The organism is Pedobacter roseus (assembly GCF_014395225.1).
Taxonomy (GTDB): domain Bacteria; phylum Bacteroidota; class Bacteroidia; order Sphingobacteriales; family Sphingobacteriaceae; genus Pedobacter; species Pedobacter roseus.
This window is the reverse complement of record NZ_CP060723.1, coordinates 2,160,938-2,179,266: the sequence shown is the minus strand read 5'-3', so window position 1 is coordinate 2,179,266 and position 18,329 is coordinate 2,160,938. Positions and strand designations below refer to the sequence as shown.

General features: G+C 37.0%; 19 protein-coding genes, 1 other RNA gene and 1 pseudogene. 17 read left to right on the top strand and 4 right to left on the bottom strand.

Features of this window, described 5'->3' with window-relative positions:
* Positions 1–106: 106 nt before the first annotated feature.
* Positions 107–838: a hypothetical protein gene (locus H9L23_RS09020; protein WP_187594643.1), complete on the bottom strand. Its 732-nt coding sequence runs from the start codon at positions 836–838 to the stop codon at positions 107–109.
* Between the two features lie 261 nt (positions 839–1,099).
* Here H9L23_RS09020 and H9L23_RS09015 point away from each other — a divergent pair, with 261 nt between their 5' ends.
* The 13 genes and pseudogenes from H9L23_RS09015 (at position 1,100) to rnpB (ending at position 8,581) form a co-directional block, all read left to right on the top strand.
* A complete protein-coding gene (locus tag H9L23_RS09015) occupies positions 1,100–1,309 on the top strand; it encodes a hypothetical protein (protein ID WP_187594642.1) in 210 nt (69 codons plus the stop codon).
* Between the two features lie 154 nt (positions 1,310–1,463).
* Positions 1,464–1,682: pseudogene (locus H9L23_RS27070) on the top strand (hypothetical protein); the annotation flags it as partial.
* 174 nt (positions 1,683–1,856) lie between these two features.
* Complete coding sequence (locus tag H9L23_RS09005) at positions 1,857–2,141, top strand: hypothetical protein (RefSeq protein WP_187594641.1); 285 nt, start codon at positions 1,857–1,859, stop codon at positions 2,139–2,141.
* Positions 2,142–2,342: 201 nt separating this feature from the next.
* Entirely contained in the window at positions 2,343–3,113 is a 771-nt protein-coding gene (locus H9L23_RS09000; protein WP_187594640.1) for an MbnP family protein, read from the top strand.
* On the top strand, positions 3,113–4,150 hold the full coding sequence (locus H9L23_RS08995; RefSeq protein WP_246474889.1) for a cytochrome-c peroxidase: 1,038 nt from the start codon (positions 3,113–3,115) through the stop codon (positions 4,148–4,150). Before H9L23_RS09000 ends, H9L23_RS08995 begins: the two co-directional genes overlap by 1 nt.
* A complete protein-coding gene (locus H9L23_RS08990; RefSeq protein ID WP_187594639.1) occupies positions 4,140–5,090 on the top strand; it encodes a transporter in 951 nt (316 codons plus the stop codon). The genes H9L23_RS08995 and H9L23_RS08990 overlap by 11 nt, the downstream gene beginning before the upstream one ends.
* Positions 5,091–5,100: 10 nt before the next feature.
* Positions 5,101–5,532, top strand: a complete 432-nt coding sequence (locus H9L23_RS08985) for a hypothetical protein (RefSeq protein WP_187594638.1) — start codon at positions 5,101–5,103, stop codon at positions 5,530–5,532.
* 90 nt (positions 5,533–5,622) lie between these two features.
* Positions 5,623–5,883, top strand: a complete 261-nt coding sequence (locus H9L23_RS08980) for a YHS domain-containing protein (protein ID WP_187594637.1) — start codon at positions 5,623–5,625, stop codon at positions 5,881–5,883.
* A 372-nt stretch (positions 5,884–6,255) separates the two neighbouring features.
* Complete coding sequence (locus tag H9L23_RS08975; RefSeq protein WP_187594636.1) at positions 6,256–6,906, top strand: SCO family protein; 651 nt, start codon at positions 6,256–6,258, stop codon at positions 6,904–6,906.
* A gap of 114 nt (positions 6,907–7,020) precedes the next feature.
* Positions 7,021–7,443 carry a c-type cytochrome gene (locus tag H9L23_RS08970; protein ID WP_187594635.1) on the top strand — a complete coding sequence of 141 codons (423 nt, stop codon included), beginning with the start codon at positions 7,021–7,023 and terminating at the stop codon, positions 7,441–7,443.
* A gap of 23 nt (positions 7,444–7,466) precedes the next feature.
* Positions 7,467–7,694 (top strand): UPF0175 family protein, encoded by a 228-nt coding sequence (locus tag H9L23_RS08965; RefSeq protein WP_187594634.1) that lies wholly within the window; start codon positions 7,467–7,469, stop codon positions 7,692–7,694.
* Positions 7,678–8,136 carry a DUF3368 domain-containing protein gene (locus tag H9L23_RS08960; protein WP_187594633.1) on the top strand — a complete coding sequence of 153 codons (459 nt, stop codon included), beginning with the start codon at positions 7,678–7,680 and terminating at the stop codon, positions 8,134–8,136. The genes H9L23_RS08965 and H9L23_RS08960 overlap by 17 nt, the downstream gene beginning before the upstream one ends.
* Positions 8,137–8,182: 46 nt before the next feature.
* An RNA gene (gene rnpB, locus H9L23_RS08955) (RNase P RNA component class A) lies at positions 8,183–8,581 on the top strand.
* Here rnpB and H9L23_RS08950 read toward each other — a convergent pair.
* Positions 8,581–9,459, bottom strand: coding sequence for a polyphosphate kinase 2 family protein (locus H9L23_RS08950; protein WP_187594632.1), 879 nt, complete (start codon positions 9,457–9,459; stop codon positions 8,581–8,583). The two genes, rnpB and H9L23_RS08950, sit on opposite strands and share 1 nt — an antisense overlap.
* Before the next feature lie 142 nt (positions 9,460–9,601).
* Here H9L23_RS08950 and H9L23_RS08945 point away from each other — a divergent pair, with 142 nt between their 5' ends.
* Together H9L23_RS08945 and H9L23_RS08940 are read left to right on the top strand one after the other, a co-directional pair.
* On the top strand, positions 9,602–12,058 hold the full coding sequence (locus H9L23_RS08945) for a transglycosylase domain-containing protein (protein ID WP_187594631.1): 2,457 nt from the start codon (positions 9,602–9,604) through the stop codon (positions 12,056–12,058).
* A gap of 172 nt (positions 12,059–12,230) precedes the next feature.
* Positions 12,231–15,404: a peptidase MA family metallohydrolase gene (locus H9L23_RS08940; RefSeq protein ID WP_187594630.1), complete on the top strand. Its 3,174-nt coding sequence runs from the start codon at positions 12,231–12,233 to the stop codon at positions 15,402–15,404.
* A 275-nt stretch (positions 15,405–15,679) separates the two neighbouring features.
* On the opposite strand, the gene H9L23_RS08935 is transcribed toward H9L23_RS08940, so the two are convergent.
* Positions 15,680–16,030, bottom strand: coding sequence for a GIY-YIG nuclease family protein (locus tag H9L23_RS08935; protein WP_187594629.1), 351 nt, complete (start codon positions 16,028–16,030; stop codon positions 15,680–15,682).
* Between the two features lie 133 nt (positions 16,031–16,163).
* Between H9L23_RS08935 and H9L23_RS08930 the strand changes: the two genes are divergently transcribed.
* Positions 16,164–16,940 carry an XRE family transcriptional regulator gene (locus H9L23_RS08930; protein WP_187594628.1) on the top strand — a complete coding sequence of 259 codons (777 nt, stop codon included), beginning with the start codon at positions 16,164–16,166 and terminating at the stop codon, positions 16,938–16,940.
* A 79-nt stretch (positions 16,941–17,019) separates the two neighbouring features.
* A complete protein-coding gene (locus H9L23_RS08925; RefSeq protein ID WP_187594627.1) occupies positions 17,020–17,469 on the top strand; it encodes a hypothetical protein in 450 nt (149 codons plus the stop codon).
* Positions 17,470–17,542: 73 nt separating this feature from the next.
* Here H9L23_RS08925 and H9L23_RS08920 read toward each other — a convergent pair whose 3' ends face one another.
* The gene (locus H9L23_RS08920) at positions 17,543–18,277 is read right to left on the bottom strand and encodes a class I SAM-dependent methyltransferase (protein ID WP_187594626.1); all 735 of its coding nucleotides are present in this window, start codon (positions 18,275–18,277) and stop codon (positions 17,543–17,545) included.
* Positions 18,278–18,329 lie beyond the last annotated feature (52 nt).

Below are 18,329 nucleotides of genomic sequence, written 5' to 3'. Positions count from 1 at the left end.
GATAAAAAGTATAAACACAGATGAATGGTCTTCATCTGTGTTTTTTTTAAACCGTATTATATTTAGCCACGGAGACTCAGATTAACACGGAGCAATATTTTTTCTATTAATCGATTAATTCCCTCACATTTTTCTTAGAAATGTAAATAATTGCGGGTTCATTTTTTTCGGCTGCCAAGGCTTTCCCTGTTTTTTTATCATGGATAGCTCTTGTTGCAGAAACATAAAGCCTTCCTAACTTATCAAGATGTAAGTTGGTAAGCTGATTATTAAATGGAACTTCCAAAATTTCTGAAAATCCATTTTTAACAACTTCAATATCACTTTTTAGAATGTAATTATGATTGGGGTTTCCATTAATTGGCTCTAAATTCTCTTTTATCTTTATTTTAGTCTGATAGTCTAAAAAAACAACTGCATATTCTTGGGATCTTTCTTCTGAGATGTCATACTTAGCGCACCGATCCCATGTAAATCCTTTATCCAAACTGAAAAACTGACTAAAAGTTGCCAATTTCTCATTGGCTTTATCTTTCAGGCTGTTAGCCTGTAGACCAAAAATGCTATCCTTTACAGATAGAAAACCATAAATAGGCTGGTTATTTACTTTTGTTTTTTTCCAGGTCTTGCCCTTATCGGTAGTTTGATAGATTTCGGTAAGAGTAGATACCATTAATGTATCATCAATATTCCCGTAAACAGCGTGGGCTTCTCTCCCACCAGCAATTTCAAGTCTTGTCCAACCTGGATCACTAAAGGTTGGCGGCACATCCGGAACTTCTTTTTTGGCGCATGATGACAATACCATCATCACTGCGATAGTTTTAAATAATTTCATAGTTTTCATTTTTGTGTAAGGCAAGATAAGTAAAATTTACTTTAAACTAAAAACGCAGGTAATTTATAGTCACTGAGTTTTTATTGTCACGGAGACACAGCTTAAAACGGATGAATGGCCGCTAAAAAATGATAAGAAAAATTTTTCAGTGTCGTCCGAGAATCCGTGGCTAAAAATAAATAAACAACATCTATGTTGAATTTTGAAGCATTTAAATATCAATAAAAATAGATTTCTTATATTTACAATAAAAATAATATCATGACGGAGATAATCTTAAAAGACAATTTAGAACAGTGCAAGATTGATGCTTTACTAAACTTTTTGAAATCATGGGATATTGATGCAGAATTAAGAATCACTAATGCGGAGAAATCAACTGAAGCAGTAGAATTCTCTTTATCCAAAGGCATTTGGAGTGACTACGATGTTAACTCGAAAGAACTTCGCGATAAAGCTTGGAAAAGATAATGGTTCTGTGTAATACAAACATCTTTATTGAAATTTATAAAGGAAATGCTATCGTCATCGAAACTTTTAAAAACATTGGTCAAAACAGCATTGCAATTCAGATGTTACTTGTGCTGAATTACTTTATGGGGCCAGAAATAAAAAAGAATTAAGGTTAATCAGAAAAGATATCAATAATTTAGTGGTTCTACCTATTTCTTCTCCAATATCCACACAAGCAGTAAAATTAGTGGAGCAATTTTCTTTATCACACAATCTTAATCTTCCAGATGCCTTAATTGCATCTACAGCAATGTTTCATGATTTAGAACTTTACACATTAAACCTTAAAGACTTTAAATTCTTAGAAAACATTACCTTATATCAAGTTTAACTTCGCTTTTAATACTTTAAAATCACCCACTTTTTTATTTTTCTTTGCTGCAACCAAATTCTTTAATACTTTTGCAGCGCAATTAAAATGTTCAAAAAATTCCTTATATATCTTTTAGTTACATGCACCGTTACCAACGGTTTTATGCAATTGGCAATTTATTCGGGGTACAAAATGAATAAAGAGTATATTACGAGTGTATTCTGTATTAACAAAGAACATCCTGAACTCCATTGCGATGGCCAGTGTTTCTTAGCTAAAAAGCTAAAAGAGCTTGAGGGTAAAAATAAACAGGCTCAGGAAAACCTGAAAAGAGTTACCGAAGCCGAACCTCAGTTTCAGACGGTAGCTTTAAATCATCATCTTCCCTATTTTATCATCACTTCAGAAAATCTCTATATCGAAAAACCGGTTAAAGATCTTTCGATTTCTATTTTTCATCCACCGAAAACGGTTTAAGTAAATCTTTAGTTTCTATGTATTGACATTGCTAACGCACAGTTTTGACTATTTGTCATTCTGAGCGCAGCGAAGAATCTGTTTCATAAGAACTACAACAATCTGTCACTGCTATGCTGTTAATTTCTGCTTGACGCTAGAGATTCTTCATTGCATTCAGAATGACAGCAAATTATTTTTTACTTATTCAATTTTCTTAAAATGAAATTATCACAATACTTATTGGCATTGGTGTGCCCTATTATAATATTATCTTCATGTAAAAAAAGTAACGATGAAGTTACTCCAGATAGCAAATCTACTTTCTCGATCGAGTTTGAAAATCAGGTAAACGGAAGTCCGTTGGTTTTAAATACCACTACTTATAAAAATGCCAAAGGCGAAGATTTTAAAATCAATGTATTTAAATATTATGTAAGCAACATCAAATTAAGCAAAGCAGATGGAACGACTTATCTCATTCCGGAGAGCTATTTTTTAATTGATGCTTCGAAAGCAGAATCGACAAATATTACCTTAAAAAATGTTCCGACAGGCGATTATACGAAGATTGAATATACCATTGGTGTAGATTATGCCCGTAATTTTGCCGGTGCGCAAACCGGAGCTTTGGATCCAATCAATGGTATGTTCTGGACCTGGAACAGCGGTTACATATTCGTTAAACTAGAAGGAACTTCACCACAATCAGCAGCTACTGGAAATATGCTTACTTTCCACATTGGTGGCGTTACCGATCCGAATAATACCATCAGAACTTTTGCTACAGATATTAATACGGCAAATCCACTACGTGTACGTACCGATGGCAAACCGAACATGCACTTTATTGTAAATGCAGCTGCGCTGTTTACAGGTAAAACAGATATCAGTTTCGCTACTTTAAATTTCACCATGGGTGGTGCAAATTCTGTTATTGTAGCCAATAATTATGCAAATGGTTTATTCCGTTTAGATCACATCCATAATTAATGTTGAGGAAAATAACCGTCATCGCAGTGCTTTTAATCAGCATTGCGATGATGTATGCCTGTAGCAAAAATGAAGATGAGCTAACACCTGAGGAAAAGAAAATTACCTTTTCTGTTCCGGCTAATTTCCCTGCTCCTGCATACAATTTCGAAGACAATAAATTAACCAATGCGGGTTTTGCACTGGGCAAGAAATTATTTTACGAAGCCAGACTATCGGCCGATAAAAGCGTTTCATGCGGAAGCTGCCATCAGCAGTTTGCTGCTTTTACCCAACTTGATCATAAAGTGAGTCATGGTGTAAACAACTGTCAGGGAAAGCGGAATACGCCCCCACTTTTTAACCTGGCCTGGCAAAAAGCTTTCTTTTGGGATGGCGGCGTAAAAAACATCGAAACTTCGCCATTAAACGCCATTACCGATGCCTGCGAAATGGGTACTGATATACAAACAATCGTGGCGTTTCTTAAAAACACAGCGCCTTATCCCGATTTATTTAAACAGGCCTTTGGTTCAACAGAAATTAACTCGCAACTTATTTTAAAGTCGATTACGCAATTTACGGCAGTATTGGTTTCAGGTAATTCAAAATACGATAAGGTGATGCGCAAAGAAAGCGGGACTTCTTTTACTCCTACAGAACAGGCTGGATACAACCTATTCAAAGAAAAATGCACCGGCTGCCATGCAGAGCCTTTTTTTACCGATTTTTCTTACCGAAGCAATGGTTTGGATTTGGTAAGTAGCGACGAAGGGCGATCGCATATTACAGGCCTAGCATCTGATTTTGGAAAATTCCGCGTACCTACTTTACGCAATATTGAATACACTAGTCCATACATGCACGATGGCCGTTTTTACAGTTTGGATGAGGTGATAGAACACTACAATTCTGGCGTTAAAGCATCAGCCAATCTGGATGCACAATTAAAAAATGGCATCCCCTTAAGCTCGACAGAAAAAGAGCAGATTAAAGCATTTTTAAAAACACTAACAGACAATGAATTTATCAAAAATACATTATACAGTGAGTCGTAAATTATTAATTCTAATTTTAGTACTCAGCAGCAGCCAGGTTTTTGCCTGCGATATTTGTGGCTGTTTTATGGGAATCACTCCATATTATAACCGCAATAGTATCAGTCTTTTATACCGTTACCGTTCTTTTAATGGTTATGAGGGGCAATCACATTCGCTCTTCCCTAATGGGGGAAATTTCTTTATTCCCGCCCGAAGTCAGGATTCTCCGATAACCAATCATGCAGGTAATCCTGCTGATTACGAGCTTTACCGTTCTTTAGAAATCAGAGGAAAATATTTCATCAACAGCAAACTGGAAATTAATGCCATTTTACCTTATGTTTCTAACAGTGAGCGTTATAATGGCTATACTTCTTCTATTTCTGGCCTTGGCGATATCAATTTATATGCGGGTTATCACCTCGTTCAGAAGCTGGAAGACAACTTTAAACAACAGCTGATTGCTGGAGCGGGTATAAAATTACCGACAGGCAAAAATGATTTTAAAAATACTGCCGGCATCCGCTATTCGTCGCTAATGCAGGCTGGAACGGGAAGCACTGATGGTTTTGTGTATCTTAATTATATGGTTGGTCTGGGCAAATTTGGAGCGAGTTTAAACACTTCTTACAAGGTTAACGGAACCAATAGCCGTGATGAAGGCATTGCGAACAGTACAACCAGTTTCCTGAATATTTTTTATACCCAAAGAATTGGAAAGGATGTTCAGGTTATGCCTTCTGCACAGTTCTTTTACGAATATTCTGGCGGAGAAAAATACAAAGGTCAAAAAACCGGAGAGCACGTAATGAACAACCTGATGGGTGGTGCAGGTGTAGATGTTTTTTATAAAAATGTAGCACTAAATGCAGGTATTCAAAAGAACATCTGGGAAGCTGAAACTGACCACCCAATGAGTGCCGGAAAGGTTTACGTTGGGATTACCTATAATTTTTAAATCAAAGAATATGAAAAGACTAAACATTTTGTTGTTAAGCTTAGCCACAGCGCTGCTTTTTTCCTGTAAAACGGAGCCTGATGCGAAAGCTATACGCCAGGAAGTACTTAACATCCATGATAAATTGATGGTTGATGGAGAAAAAGTAGTGAAAAATAAAATGAAGTTAGATAAAATTTTGACTTCCGATCAGGTTAAACTTGCTCAGGATTCGTTGCTGCAAAAACAAAAAATCAATGATTTAATTACAAAATTAAATGCTGCTGATGAAAAAATGATGGATTGGATGCACTTCTTCAAAGACGATTTTAAAGGAAAAACGGACCAGGAAGATCTTGATTATTACAAATCCGAAATGGTCAAAATCAGGGCTGTTGAAGATAGCTATATTAAGGTAACCAGGGTATCAGATTCATTGATAAGAATATATAACGTTAAATAATAATAGTCGGAACTCGGAAAGTCAGGAGTTCTAAGATATAGGCCGTCCAAATTTCAGTCTTTCCGACCGCCGACCTTAAAGAAAATCAAAATGAAAAAATTAAATTTTATAGTAATCCTAATTGGATTAACCACGGTAGCGCTAAAATCAAACGCAAACCCCATAATAGAAGTACCAAAAACTAACCTGATTGATTCAGCAAAAAAAGTGGTAACAGATCCCGTTTGCAAAATGAAAATTAAAGCTAATGTATCAAAAACGGCGATTTATAATAAAGTTACCTATAATTTTTGTTCAGAAAGCTGTAAGCAAAAGTTCGTAGCGGAGCCAGCAAATTACGTAAAAAAATAAGTCGGGAGTCAGGTGTCCGAGGTCAGAAGATATGGAGACTAAAACATTTTAAGCGCCCAAACTTCGGACTTTCCAACATCTGACCCCAGACTTTTCGAAACAATTAACAAGTTAGGAGTCGGGAGTCCGAGGTCAGAAGATATGGAGCCATATATTTTAGTTGCCCAAACCTCCGACTTTCCGACATCTGACCCCGGACTCTTAAAAGCAATTAACAAGTTAGGAGTCGGGAAGACCGAGGTCAGAAGATATGGAGACTAAAACATTTTAAGCGCCCAAACTTCGGACTTTCCGACATCTGACTCCAGACTTTTCGAAACAATTAACGTCGTAGACAAATTACCTCGTATATTTACATTTTAAAATAACATCATGAATAAAATCACTGCTTATTTAGCTGTATCCCTAATCGCTATTTCTATATTTACAGCCTGTAAACAAGAGAGAAAACTTCCTTTTTATGGCGAGCGTCATGCCGAAACCGTTAAAGATGCTGCTGGTGTAGAAAAAATCGATACCGTTTATCAAATCATTCCAAATTGGTCTTTCTTAAACCAGGATAGCGTTGTAACTACCAATAAGGCGACGGATGGTAAAGTTTATGTGGCCGATTTCTTTTTTACTTCCTGCACCACCATCTGCCCTACCATGCACCGCAATTTAATGACGGTTTATAATGACTTTAAAACCAATCCAGATGTAATGTTTGTATCACACACGATTGATTTTAAATACGATAAACCTCATGTTTTGAAAAAGTATGCTCAAAAATTAGGCGTTGATGGTCCGAAGTGGCAGTTTCTTTATGGTACTAAAGATAGCGTGTACACTTTGGCCGAAAAAAACTACTTGGTGGCAGTTGGCGAAGACAGTACTGCTAAGGATGGTTATATCCACCAAGGCTATTTGGTTTTAATTGATAAAGACAGACGTATCCGCGGTGCTTATGATGGTACCAAAGAAGATCAGGTAGAGCAATTAAAAAAGGATATTCCTGTTTTATTGGCTGAATATAAAAAGTAATAATCTAAGTCGTCATCTCGACTGAAACGCAGTGGAATGGAGAGATCTATCTTTATAGATTTCTCGGCTCCATTTCATTCCGCTCGAAATGACGATTTTCACAACAAAACATCTATGCGCAAGTACATCATCAGTTCAATCTTTTTCCTTTTTATTATAGGCATCATTGTTTCCTGCCAAAATCAAGAAACCATTGATCTGCAAAATTACATGTCGAACGGAAAAGATATTTATAAAGCCAAATGCCAAAATTGCCATGGTGAAAATGGTGAAGGCTTGGGTCAGCTTGCACCGCCTTTAACCGATTCAGTGTTTTTAAAGTCAAATAAAGCCCGTTTGGCATGTTTTATTAAAAACGGAGCAAATGAAACGTTGATCATTCATGGTAAAGAATACAAAGAAAAAATGCCAGCCTTCCCTGAACTGGCTGATATTGACGTAGCACAGGTAATGGTTTTTGTAACCAATTCGTTTGGAAATAAGCAAGGATTTGTACCCTATACAAAGGTTTCGAAAGATTTGCAGAATTGTAAATAAATATTATTTCGTATATTTAGGGTATGACAACGATAACCCTTCAAGTTCCCGATAGCTTAGGCAAACATGAGCATGATACCGTACGTTTCATTGCAGCAAAACTCTACGAATCTGGAAAATTATCATTAGGTCAGGCTGCAGCTATGGTTGACTTGCCTAAACGTACCTTTGCAGAATTGCTATCTGATTATGGCGTATCATTACTTAATTATCCCGCTTCAGAAATATTAAAAGATGCGGAAAAATTATGAAATTGTAATTGCTGATACAACCTGTTTCATTTTATTAGAAAATATTGGAGAATTTAACCTTTTAAGGTCGCTTTTTTCAAAAATTGTCACTACAAATACAATTGCAGCCGAATTTGGCTCTCCTTTACCTGAATGGATTGAGATCAGAAATCCAAACGACATTTCATTTCAAAACTCATTGGATATTGATGCCGGTGAAGCAAGTGCTATAGCATTAGCGATGGAATCAGAAAACTCTCTTCTTATTTTAGATGATAGTAAAGGCAGAAAAACAGCTGAGCGGTTAAATCTTCTTTATACTGGTACACTAGGCATAATTCTAAAGGCAAAAAAAGTTGGTGTACTTACTTCAGTAAAACCCATTTTTCAAAAAATACAACAGACCAATTTTAGATTTTCGAAAAAAGTGCTAGATGAAATCTATAGGTTAGCAAATGAATAGGAACCATAATTGTGATCTTTTGAATAAAAACACCATCTTTGCGCAAAATGCAGGTTGTTCTATCGCTGTTTCGGGTAAAACCGGGAGAGAGGAAAGTCCGGGCAACGCAGGGCATCCCGCTTTCTAACGGAAAGGGGTTCAGGAATGAAAACCTGAATTACGGATTAGTGCAGCAGAAAATATACCGCCCCGACTTTATGTTGTGGTAAGGGTGAAAACGTGCGGTAAGAGCGCACGAGCATTGCAGGCGACTGCAGTGGTTTGTAAACCCCGGGAGTTGAAAGACCAAATAGGCTAACATCCCAACTTTATGTCGGGATAAAGGGCTGCCCGTCCGATGTTAGTGGGTAGGTCGTTAGAGATAAACGGCAACGTTTATAGTGGATAAATGATAGAAGCCTGAGCAATCAGGAAACAGAACCCGGCTTATAGACCTGCATTTTTTTATTCACTTAGCAAAATACTCTTGGTTTCACTCAATTTAGCTGTTTCATCTTCACCCAATACAGGAAATTTAAGATCTAAACTTTTTAATTTATCGACGATAATCTCACTAATGGCCAAACGGGCAAACCATTTTTTATCGGCCGGTATAATGTGCCAGGGTAATTCTTCTGTACTTGTTGCATTGATCGCATCTTCATAAGCATCCATATATTTATCCCACAAAGCCCTTTCCTTAATATCTCCTGAAGAAAATTTCCAGTTTTTTGTAGGATCCTCTATACGCTCTAAAAAGCGTTCTTTTTGCTCCTCTTTACTCACATTTAAAAAGAATTTCAGAATCACTGTTCCGTTAGCGGTTAAATGATCCTCAAAGTTTTTGATGCTTTTATAACGTTGTTGCCAAAAATCTTTATTAACCTTTTTTACTTCCGTAAAACCCGGAATGTTTTCACTCAAAATATATTCGGGATGTACTTTGCAGACCAAAACATTCTCATAATGAGAACGGTTATGGATACCGATCCTTCCACGTTCAGGCAAGGCTTTATAATGCCTCCATAAAAAATCATGTTCATATTCTTTAGAGGTAGGCACTTTAAAACTGTATACCTGACATCCCTGCGGATTTAATCCGCTCATCACATGTTCAATAGCACTGTCTTTACCTGCCGCATCCATTGCCTGAAAGATAATCAGTACCGAATGCTTTCCTGATGCATACAATTTTTCCTGCAGGTGGTTAAGCTCTATTTTCGAATTTACTAAGGCATCTTTTGCTTTTTCTTTATTGTAATCGCCGGTAAAGTACGTTTTATGATTTTTTAAGGAAAACTTCTTATCTCCCTGTACAATTAAGCCTTTAAATTCGTTTTTCATAATCATGTATTATTTAGATAAATCGATGCATCTGTAATTTAAATATAGAACTAAAAAATAAGTAAATTAAATACGTTAATTTGCATATAGAGTTTTTTATATTTAACGCCACAGCAATTACCTAAAGATTACCTTATCCAATATGTTTAAAGAGATAAAAAACAAGTACTTACGTTATTCTGCCATATTTTTATTTTTTATAATAATTTTCTTTTCTGCGCTTCAGCTAAATTTTTTATGGTTGTTTGGCTATTCTCCAAGTGTTCACGATATCAAAGCGCCTACCCTTCGTGTAGGTTCAGAACTTTACACTGCTGATGGAAAACTCATCGGACGGTACTTTAAAGAGAACAGGACCCCGGTAAACTATGAAGAAATTGCACCTAGTGTAATACAGGCATTGGTAGCCACAGAAGATGTACGTTTTTACAAACATTGGGGTATTGATGTGCAGGCAGTGGGCCGAGCCGTTATAGGCTTAGGTAAAGATGGCGGTGCCAGTACCATTACCCAACAATTGGCAAAAAACCTTTACCGTACACGTTATAATAAATCGCAGGGATTGTTAATCAAAATTCCTTTGATAAGAACATTGATTGTAAAACTGAAAGAGTGGCAGACCGCAGTAAAACTGGAGGCTAATTATTCAAAAAACGACATCATTACGATGTACCTCAATACCGTTTCTTTTGGTAACAATACCTACGGAATAAAAACGGCCAGCCGGATTTATTTCGATAAAGAAGCCAAAGATTTATCCACAACCGATGCAGCCATGCTTGTGGGAATGTTGAAGGGTACGACCTTATATAATCCTACCAAAAACCCAGCAAAGGCACTGGAAAGAAGAAATGTGGTACTTGCACAGATGAATAAATACAAATACCTGAGCAAGGATAGTTTAGCCGAATTATCAAAAGAACCAATCAAATTAAAAGAGGGTAAAATGCAGGATGGTAGCGATGGTGACTCTTATTTAAGAGCTGCAGTGGCCAAATACCTCGAAAAATGGTGCACTGATAATGGTTACGATCTTTACGAAGATGGCCTGAAAATTTATACTACTATCGATTCAAGACTCCAGGGATATGCCGAAGAAGCTGTTGCTGATGAAATGAGGATTTTACAGCGTAGGTTCTATAGTGTTTGGGGCAATGAAGATCCATGGTACGACTCTGAAAAACAAAAAGTCGATTATCCGGATAGAGCAATGAAAAACCTGCCTATTTATGCCCTTTTACAAAAGAAATTTCCGAATAATCCAGATTCTGTTAAAGCCTATTTCAACAAAAAGAAAAGGATGCAGATTTTCACTTATAAAGGTGATCGCGATACTTTGTTTTCTACTTTAGATTCTATCCGTTATTACGGAAAAATCATGAATACGGGTATGATGACCATGGAACCTGCCAGCGGAAAAATTAAAGTTTGGGTGGGCGGCATCGATCATAAATTTTTCAAATACGATCACGTTAATCAGGCTAAACGCCAGGCAGGATCTACATTTAAACCTTTTGCCTATTTAACTGCCTTGGAACAAGGCATGAGCCCTTGCGATAAATTTACTGATAAACCGGTTAAAATTGCTTATCAGGATAAGGGCCAGACCAAATACTGGGAGCCTAAAAATGCCGATTACAGTGTTTCTTACCGCGAAATGAGTTTGCGTTGGGCAATGGCAAAATCGGTGAATACCATTACCGCACAGGTTACCGAAAAGGTGGGTTGGGATAATGTGGTTAAATATGCGCACGAATGTGGTATTGACAGTCATTTGGAATCTGTTCCATCAGTAAGTTTAGGTTCAAACGATGTTAGCGTTTACGAAATGGTAAAAGCCTATGCTACTTTCATGAATAAAGGGATTAAAACCGATCCCATATTGGTAGAAAAAATTACCGACCAGGACAATAACATAATTGACGAATTTAAGCCAAAAACCAAGCGTGTTTTAACTGAAGAAATTGCCTGGTTAATGACGTACATGTTCCGTGGTGGTATGGAAGAACCAGAGGGTACTTCACAAGCCTTGTGGGAATGGCCTAACCTGTTTAAGAAAAACAACCAGATTGGTGGTAAAACCGGTACTTCTTCTGATTATGTTGATGCCTGGTACATGGGCCTAACCAAAGATCTGGTAACGGGTGTTTGGGTTGGTTGTGACGAAAGGACAGCCCACTTTAAAAATGGAGAGCAAGGCGAAGGATCGAGAACTGCCCTGCCAATTTTTGCAAAGTTTATGGAAAAAGTTTACCTCGATCCGAAATCAGGCTATACTTACGGACCCTTCCCTAAAGCAACAGTTGATATTACCCGCACTTACAATTGCCCTAGTCCAAGAATTATCAGGGACACCACATCAACAGACAGTGTAACGGTTGATTCTACTGATTTTACCGTTCCTACCGAAGTACCCGTTACTACCGAACCGGTAAACAATGAACCTGAAGTTAAAAAAGAAGAAAAGAAAACAGAGCCTGCTCAAAATCCTGTTACCCCTACTGTTCCGCTAACCAGAAAAGAAGAACGTGAACTAAGGAGAAAACAACGTCAGGAAGAAAAGGAAAGAAAGAAAAACGAGAATAACAATCAACAATAGTTTTTCGGACCGAAATAAACCAAAATAGCTCACTACTTGTGTAAAACAGGTAGTGAAATTTTAAAAAGTGTTAAATTTTTAATAGTCTTTTAAACTATTGCTATTTTTATTTCCGGATTTTTACCTTTTCATTTTTGTAAATTATTGAACAAACATTACTAAAACCATATATATGAAAAAAGGCTCTACTTTATTAAAGCGGTATTGTTCCTTATTGCTGTTGCTTATTCTTTCTTTTTCTGTTAAAGCACAATATTTCGGTCAAAATAAGGTGAGGTATAAAACACTTGATTTTAAAGTTTTACAAACACCCCATTTCGAAATTTACTATTACATTAAAAACGAGAAACTTTTAAAACGCTTTTCGCAGGATGCCGAAACCTGGTACAAAATGCATCAGGAGGTTTTTAGAGATACTTTTTTAAAGAAAAATCCAATTATTTTATACAATAACCATCCTGATTTCCAACAAACAACGGTACTTAACGGAGAAATCGGCATTGGTACAGGTGGGGTTACCGAAGCGCTGAAAAACAGGGTAATTATGCCTGTCATGGAGTTGAACAGTCAAACCAGGCACGTTTTAGGTCACGAGTTGGTCCATGCCTTTCAATATCACCTTTTATTAGAGAAAGATTCGATCAGTTTAGAAAATGTTGGACAAACTCCCTTATGGATGGTTGAAGGGATGGCCGAATACCTTTCTATTGGTAAAAAAGATGCCTTCACTTCCATGTGGATGCGCGATGCCATGTTGAATCGTGATATTCCTTCTCTAAAAGACTTAACCAACTCCAACAAATACTTTCCTTACCGTTATGGTCAGGCTTTTTGGACTTATATCGGTTCGCAATATGGAGATACTACCATTGTTCCATTATTCAAGAACACCGCAAAATATGGCTACGAAAATGCCATCCGATATACATTTGGTTACGATGATAAAACATTGTCTGGTCTTTGGAAAAACTCCATCGATGCACATTATAAACCGATGTTAAAAGCGGATAGTTCTCAGATTAAAATTACAGGTACGAAAATCATCGATAATAAGAATGCAGGAAATATGAATGTTGCCCCTGCCCTTAGTCCTGATGGAAAATACCTGGCTTTTATGTCTGAAAAAGATCTTTTTGGCATCGATCTGTTCCTTGCAGATGCAAAAACAGGGCGCATCATCAGGAAATTAAGCAGTCAGATATCCAATGGTCACATTGATGATTTTAACTTTATCGAATCTGCCGGGGCATGGTCGCCGGATAGTAAACAGTTTGCCTTCAGTATTTTCAGCCAGGGTAAAAACCAGATGATGATCATCAACGTAGCCAATGGTAATACTGTTTCTCAAACGCCAATGGCACAGGTGCAGCAATTTGGTAATTTAACCTGGTCTCCAAATGGAAAAGATATCGCATTTTCGGGAATGGTTGAAGGACAAAGTGATATTTTCTCTTACAACCTCGATACCAAAGCAGTAACACAAATTACCGATGATGTATATTCTGATTATGCACCTAGTTATTCTCCTGATGGTAAAAAACTCGTGTTTTCATCAGATAGAGCTGCAATTCAGGCAAATGTAATCAATGCTGTATTACCCATTAACTTAGCAGTATACGATATTGCCTCTAAAACAGTGAGTAATCTTGATGTTTTTCCAGGAGCAAATAACTTAAATGCACAATTTTCTGCAAACAGTCAGAATATCTATTTCCTGTCTAACAGAGATGGTTTCAGAAATTTATATAAATACAATTTCGCTGATAATACGGTTGATCAGTTAACCGATTACTTTACCGGTATCAGTGGAATTACCGAGTTTTCACCAGCCATATCGGTTTCCACAACCGATGATATTGTATACAGCTATTACCGTTACCAGCGTTATACCTTATATAATGCCAAATTGAGCAGCTTCAAGGCCAAACGCATTGGTAATCGTGAAGAAAACTTTGATGCCGCAATCCTCCCTCCTATGGAAAACATAGGAGTAAATATCATCAATTCCAACCTGAATAACTTCGACCGATTCGAAAAAATCGTAGCCGATTCGATGAGAACAGTTCCATACAGACCAAAATTCAGATTAGATTACCTGGCAAACAGCGGTGTTGGCGTTTCTACCAGCCGTTTCGGAACAGGTGTTTCCGGAGGTATTGTGGGAATGTTCAGCGATATATTAGGCACCAATCAGATTATCGCAAACTTATCCGTTAATGGAGAAATTTATGATTTCGGTGGATTGGTAGGATACATCAATCAAAAAAGCAGGATCAACTGGGGAGCAGCCATTTCGCACATCCCGTATGTATCAGGATTCAGATCTTATGGTTATGAAGATATTCCAAATGGCGATAATAAAACCACCAAAGCACAGGTAGATAGAACAGATATCGTGAGAACTTTTGAAGACCAGTTTCAGGTTTTTGGCGCTTATCCATTTAGTAAAATACACCGTTTTGAATTGGGCGGAGCATTTTCGCATTACAGTTACCGTGTTGACAGATATAGCAATTATTACGATGCGAACGGTTATTATATCGGCTCAGACAAAAGCAGGGTTGCTAACGATGTTGCTGCAGATGCGATTGGTATTCCATTAAGTTCATTTACCCTTTATCAATTGAATGCCGGTTTTGTTGGTGATAATTCTATTTTTGGCTTAACAGGCCCTCTTGATGGTTATAGATACCGTGTAAGTGGAGAAAAATATTTTGGCACTTATAATTTCGCAGGTGTAACAGCCGATCTGCGTAAATATTGGAGAGCTAAGCCAGTAACTTTTGCCGTGAGAAGTTACAATACCTTAAGAATTGGTAAAGATGCCGACAGACTTTATCCGATGTATGTGGGTTATCCTTACCTCATCCGGGGTTACGAATCGAACTCGATTTATAAAAATACGTCAGCTCAATCATCAGAATCATTTGACATCAATCAATTGGCAGGTAGTAAAATAGCTGTCTTCAATTTTGAAGTACGCTTGCCATTTACAGGTCCTAAAAAGTTGGCAGCAATTCCATCTAAGTTATTATTTTCAGATCTCAACTTATTCTTTGATGCAGGTTTAGCCTGGACCAACGATACCAAAGTGAAGTTTAAAAGCGAGCCAACTTACACTACAGAGACTTTATTAGATAGCAAGGGCGCACCAGTTTTAGATACCAAAGGAAATCCTGTTACCTATCAGGCTACCACAGAACGTGTACCGGCAATGAGTGTTGGTATATCCTTAAGGGTAAATGTTTTTGGCTACTTTGTATTAGAACCTTACTATGCGATCCCTTTTCAAAGAAAAGATGTTAAAACCGGAGTTTTTGGTTTAACCTTCGCTCCTGGGTGGTAGAGAGGCTGAATTATTGGCTTACAGGTCTAAGGGTTAGAAAGTTGAAATGTTGTAAAGTTATATGAAGTCAGCTATTCTTAGGTGGTGAATAAATGATAACCTACTCATTCGCCAATAATCTTTTAAAAAGCTCAAATTACCTATATCAAGGTATTATCAAATGCTTGAATGATTGGAAACTCTAATAGAACCGATCATTCAAGCATTAATTTTATACATCACTACTTCTTTCATTGTAATCTTCTATTGTTCAACCTTATTAAACTTAATATTAACTAAGATAAACTCGAGAAGGACAGTTTCACCTGATTGGTAATATTTCTATGTAAAAGAATATTTTCGAAATCAAGGCCTATAGTCAAATCAATCCAGTCAGGATTACAAGACCTTACCAAACGCTCTTTTTGCATACGCGTAAACCTGCTGATCGATTTAAAGCGAACCAATGCCTGCGCTTCAGTTTTAAACTCTTCAAAATAAACCAAACGGGTTAACTGCTGTCCGCTATCAAAAAATAAGTTTGGCATCTGTTTATAGAAATCCAGTGTCTTAATCAAATCAGAGCTCATGCCCACGTGCATACTTGTACGATTTCTGTCGGTAACGATATAAACAAACTTTTTCATCAATCTTGTATTTAAATTTTAAACTAAACTATTTAGTATATGTTCTTGCAATTCAAAATAATATTACTAACTTTATGAGCATAAAATTACTAACTATTTTAGTAATTCCAAATTTATTTTAAAATTTATTTTTATGTCGAATATTTCAAATAATTTAAAGTACCTCAGGAAGAAAAAAGGCCATACACAGCAGAATTTCGCTGATATTATGGAAATCAAAAGATCGCTTATCGGCGCTTATGAGGAAGACCGGGCGGAACCTAAATATGATTTACTAAAAAAAATAGCAGAATATTTTGATCTGACCATCGATGAATTCATTAATGAGAAAATATCCGACAGCTGGAAACCGAAGCCAAAAAGCCAGGGTTCTAACCTCCGCGTACTCAGTATTTCAGTAGATCAGAACGACCGTGAGAACATCGAACTGGTTCCTGTTAAAGCAAGTGCGGGTTATTTAAACGGCTTCTCCGATCCACAGTACATTAGCGATCTTCCTAAATTCCAGCTTCCTTTAGCTGCTTTGAGGCAGGGTACATTCAGGGCTTTTGAAATTATGGGCGATAGTATGTTACCTGTTCAGCCAGGCAGTGTGATTATCGGTGAATATTTAGACAACTGGAACGAAGTAAAAACCGGAGAAACTTACATCGTCATCAGTAAAAACGAAGGTGTTGTATATAAAAGAGCTGGCAACCGTTTCAGGGAAAATAAAGATTTGAAATTGATATCTGATAATAAGGTATACGATCCTTATACTATTGCGGCAGAAGATATTCTCGAAATCTGGAAGGCAAAAGCTTATATATCAACCTCCTTGCCAGAACCAGCACCAGATCCAACCATGGAAACCCTGACGCAAATGATGGCCCAGATGCAGAAATCTATTTCGCAGTTAAATAAAAATTAACATTTTTTAACAAGAGCCGATTAAACCGTTTGCGTTTTTATGTATCTATTAATTCAACAAACACATAAAAAAACATAACATGAAAAAGGCAATTTTAACAATCGCAATTGCAGTAATGGGTTTAACCGCTGCATTTGCCCAAGACACAACAAAGCATGCCAGAAGGCCAATGCCAAAAATGACTGCAGAACAAAGGGCAGACAAAGTAACCGCAAGATTGGAAAAACAGTTAAGCTTAACTGCCGATCAGAAAACTAAGATCTATGCCATTGAGTTGGAAAACGCAAAGAAAATGGATACCTGGAGATCTGCTGACAAAGGCGACATGAAAGGCAAGATGAAAGAGCGTAAAGCGGCAATGGATGAGCAAAAAGCTAAAATAGATGCTGTTTTAACTGCAGATCAAAAAACTAAAATGGATGCTTTCCGCGCCGAAGCCAGAGAAAAAGGAGAGAAAATGAGAAAAGGAATGGGCAGAGGAAATAAAGATAAAGCACCTGTAGTTTCTAATCCACCTGCACAAGGATAGATAAAATAAAGCGTAATTAATTAATTTTTAAAAGCGTTCCGGTTATCTGGAACGCTTTTTTTTGCTCAAACGATTATTTTTTAAGTGCAGAGATGATCAAAAACATGGGGCGCCTCAGTTCATTTTTCATTTCAGGGATTTCCAATAAGCTCAATTCACTAGGTGTTGGTTCTACCAGGGCTTTGATTTCAAAACCGTTATTAAGTAAACTGCTTATATATGAGGTTAATGTTCTGTGATATTTCACCACATCTGCTCCCAAAAAATTGGCAGTACGTTTACCTTCCATAAAATAATCATCAAGCGGCCAGTGCATCGGTTTTCCCTCTGTATCATAACTCCAATCCTGTTTGCCTTGAGCGGTAAATATGGGGTGTTCAACAGAAAAAATAAAAACTCCACCTTTTACAAGACTTTTATTTATTTGGCAAGATATTTCCTCAAATGAGGTTAAGTAATGAAAAGAAAGCGAACTAATTACAATATCATAGGCCTCCTCTTTAAAATTAAAATCTTCTATTGCACACAACTGATAATCTATTTTTGGCGAGGAATTGATCTCAATTGCCTTTTTTAGCATATTTTCAGATAAATCGATCGCTACAACTGATTTTGCGCCATGATCAGCTGCATATTTAGCATGCCAGCCAAAGCCACAACCCAAATCCAGCACAATTTTGTTTTCAAAATCAGGAAAAAGGCTTCTGAGGATATGCCATTCTCCTGCCCCTTCCAAACCATTTACCGAGCGGTTCATTAAACTATACTGTTTAAAAAACTCGCTGTCATCATATTTATTTTCACGCATAACAGTACAAATTTATCAATTCTAAACCAGATATGACCTTTACGAACTGTAA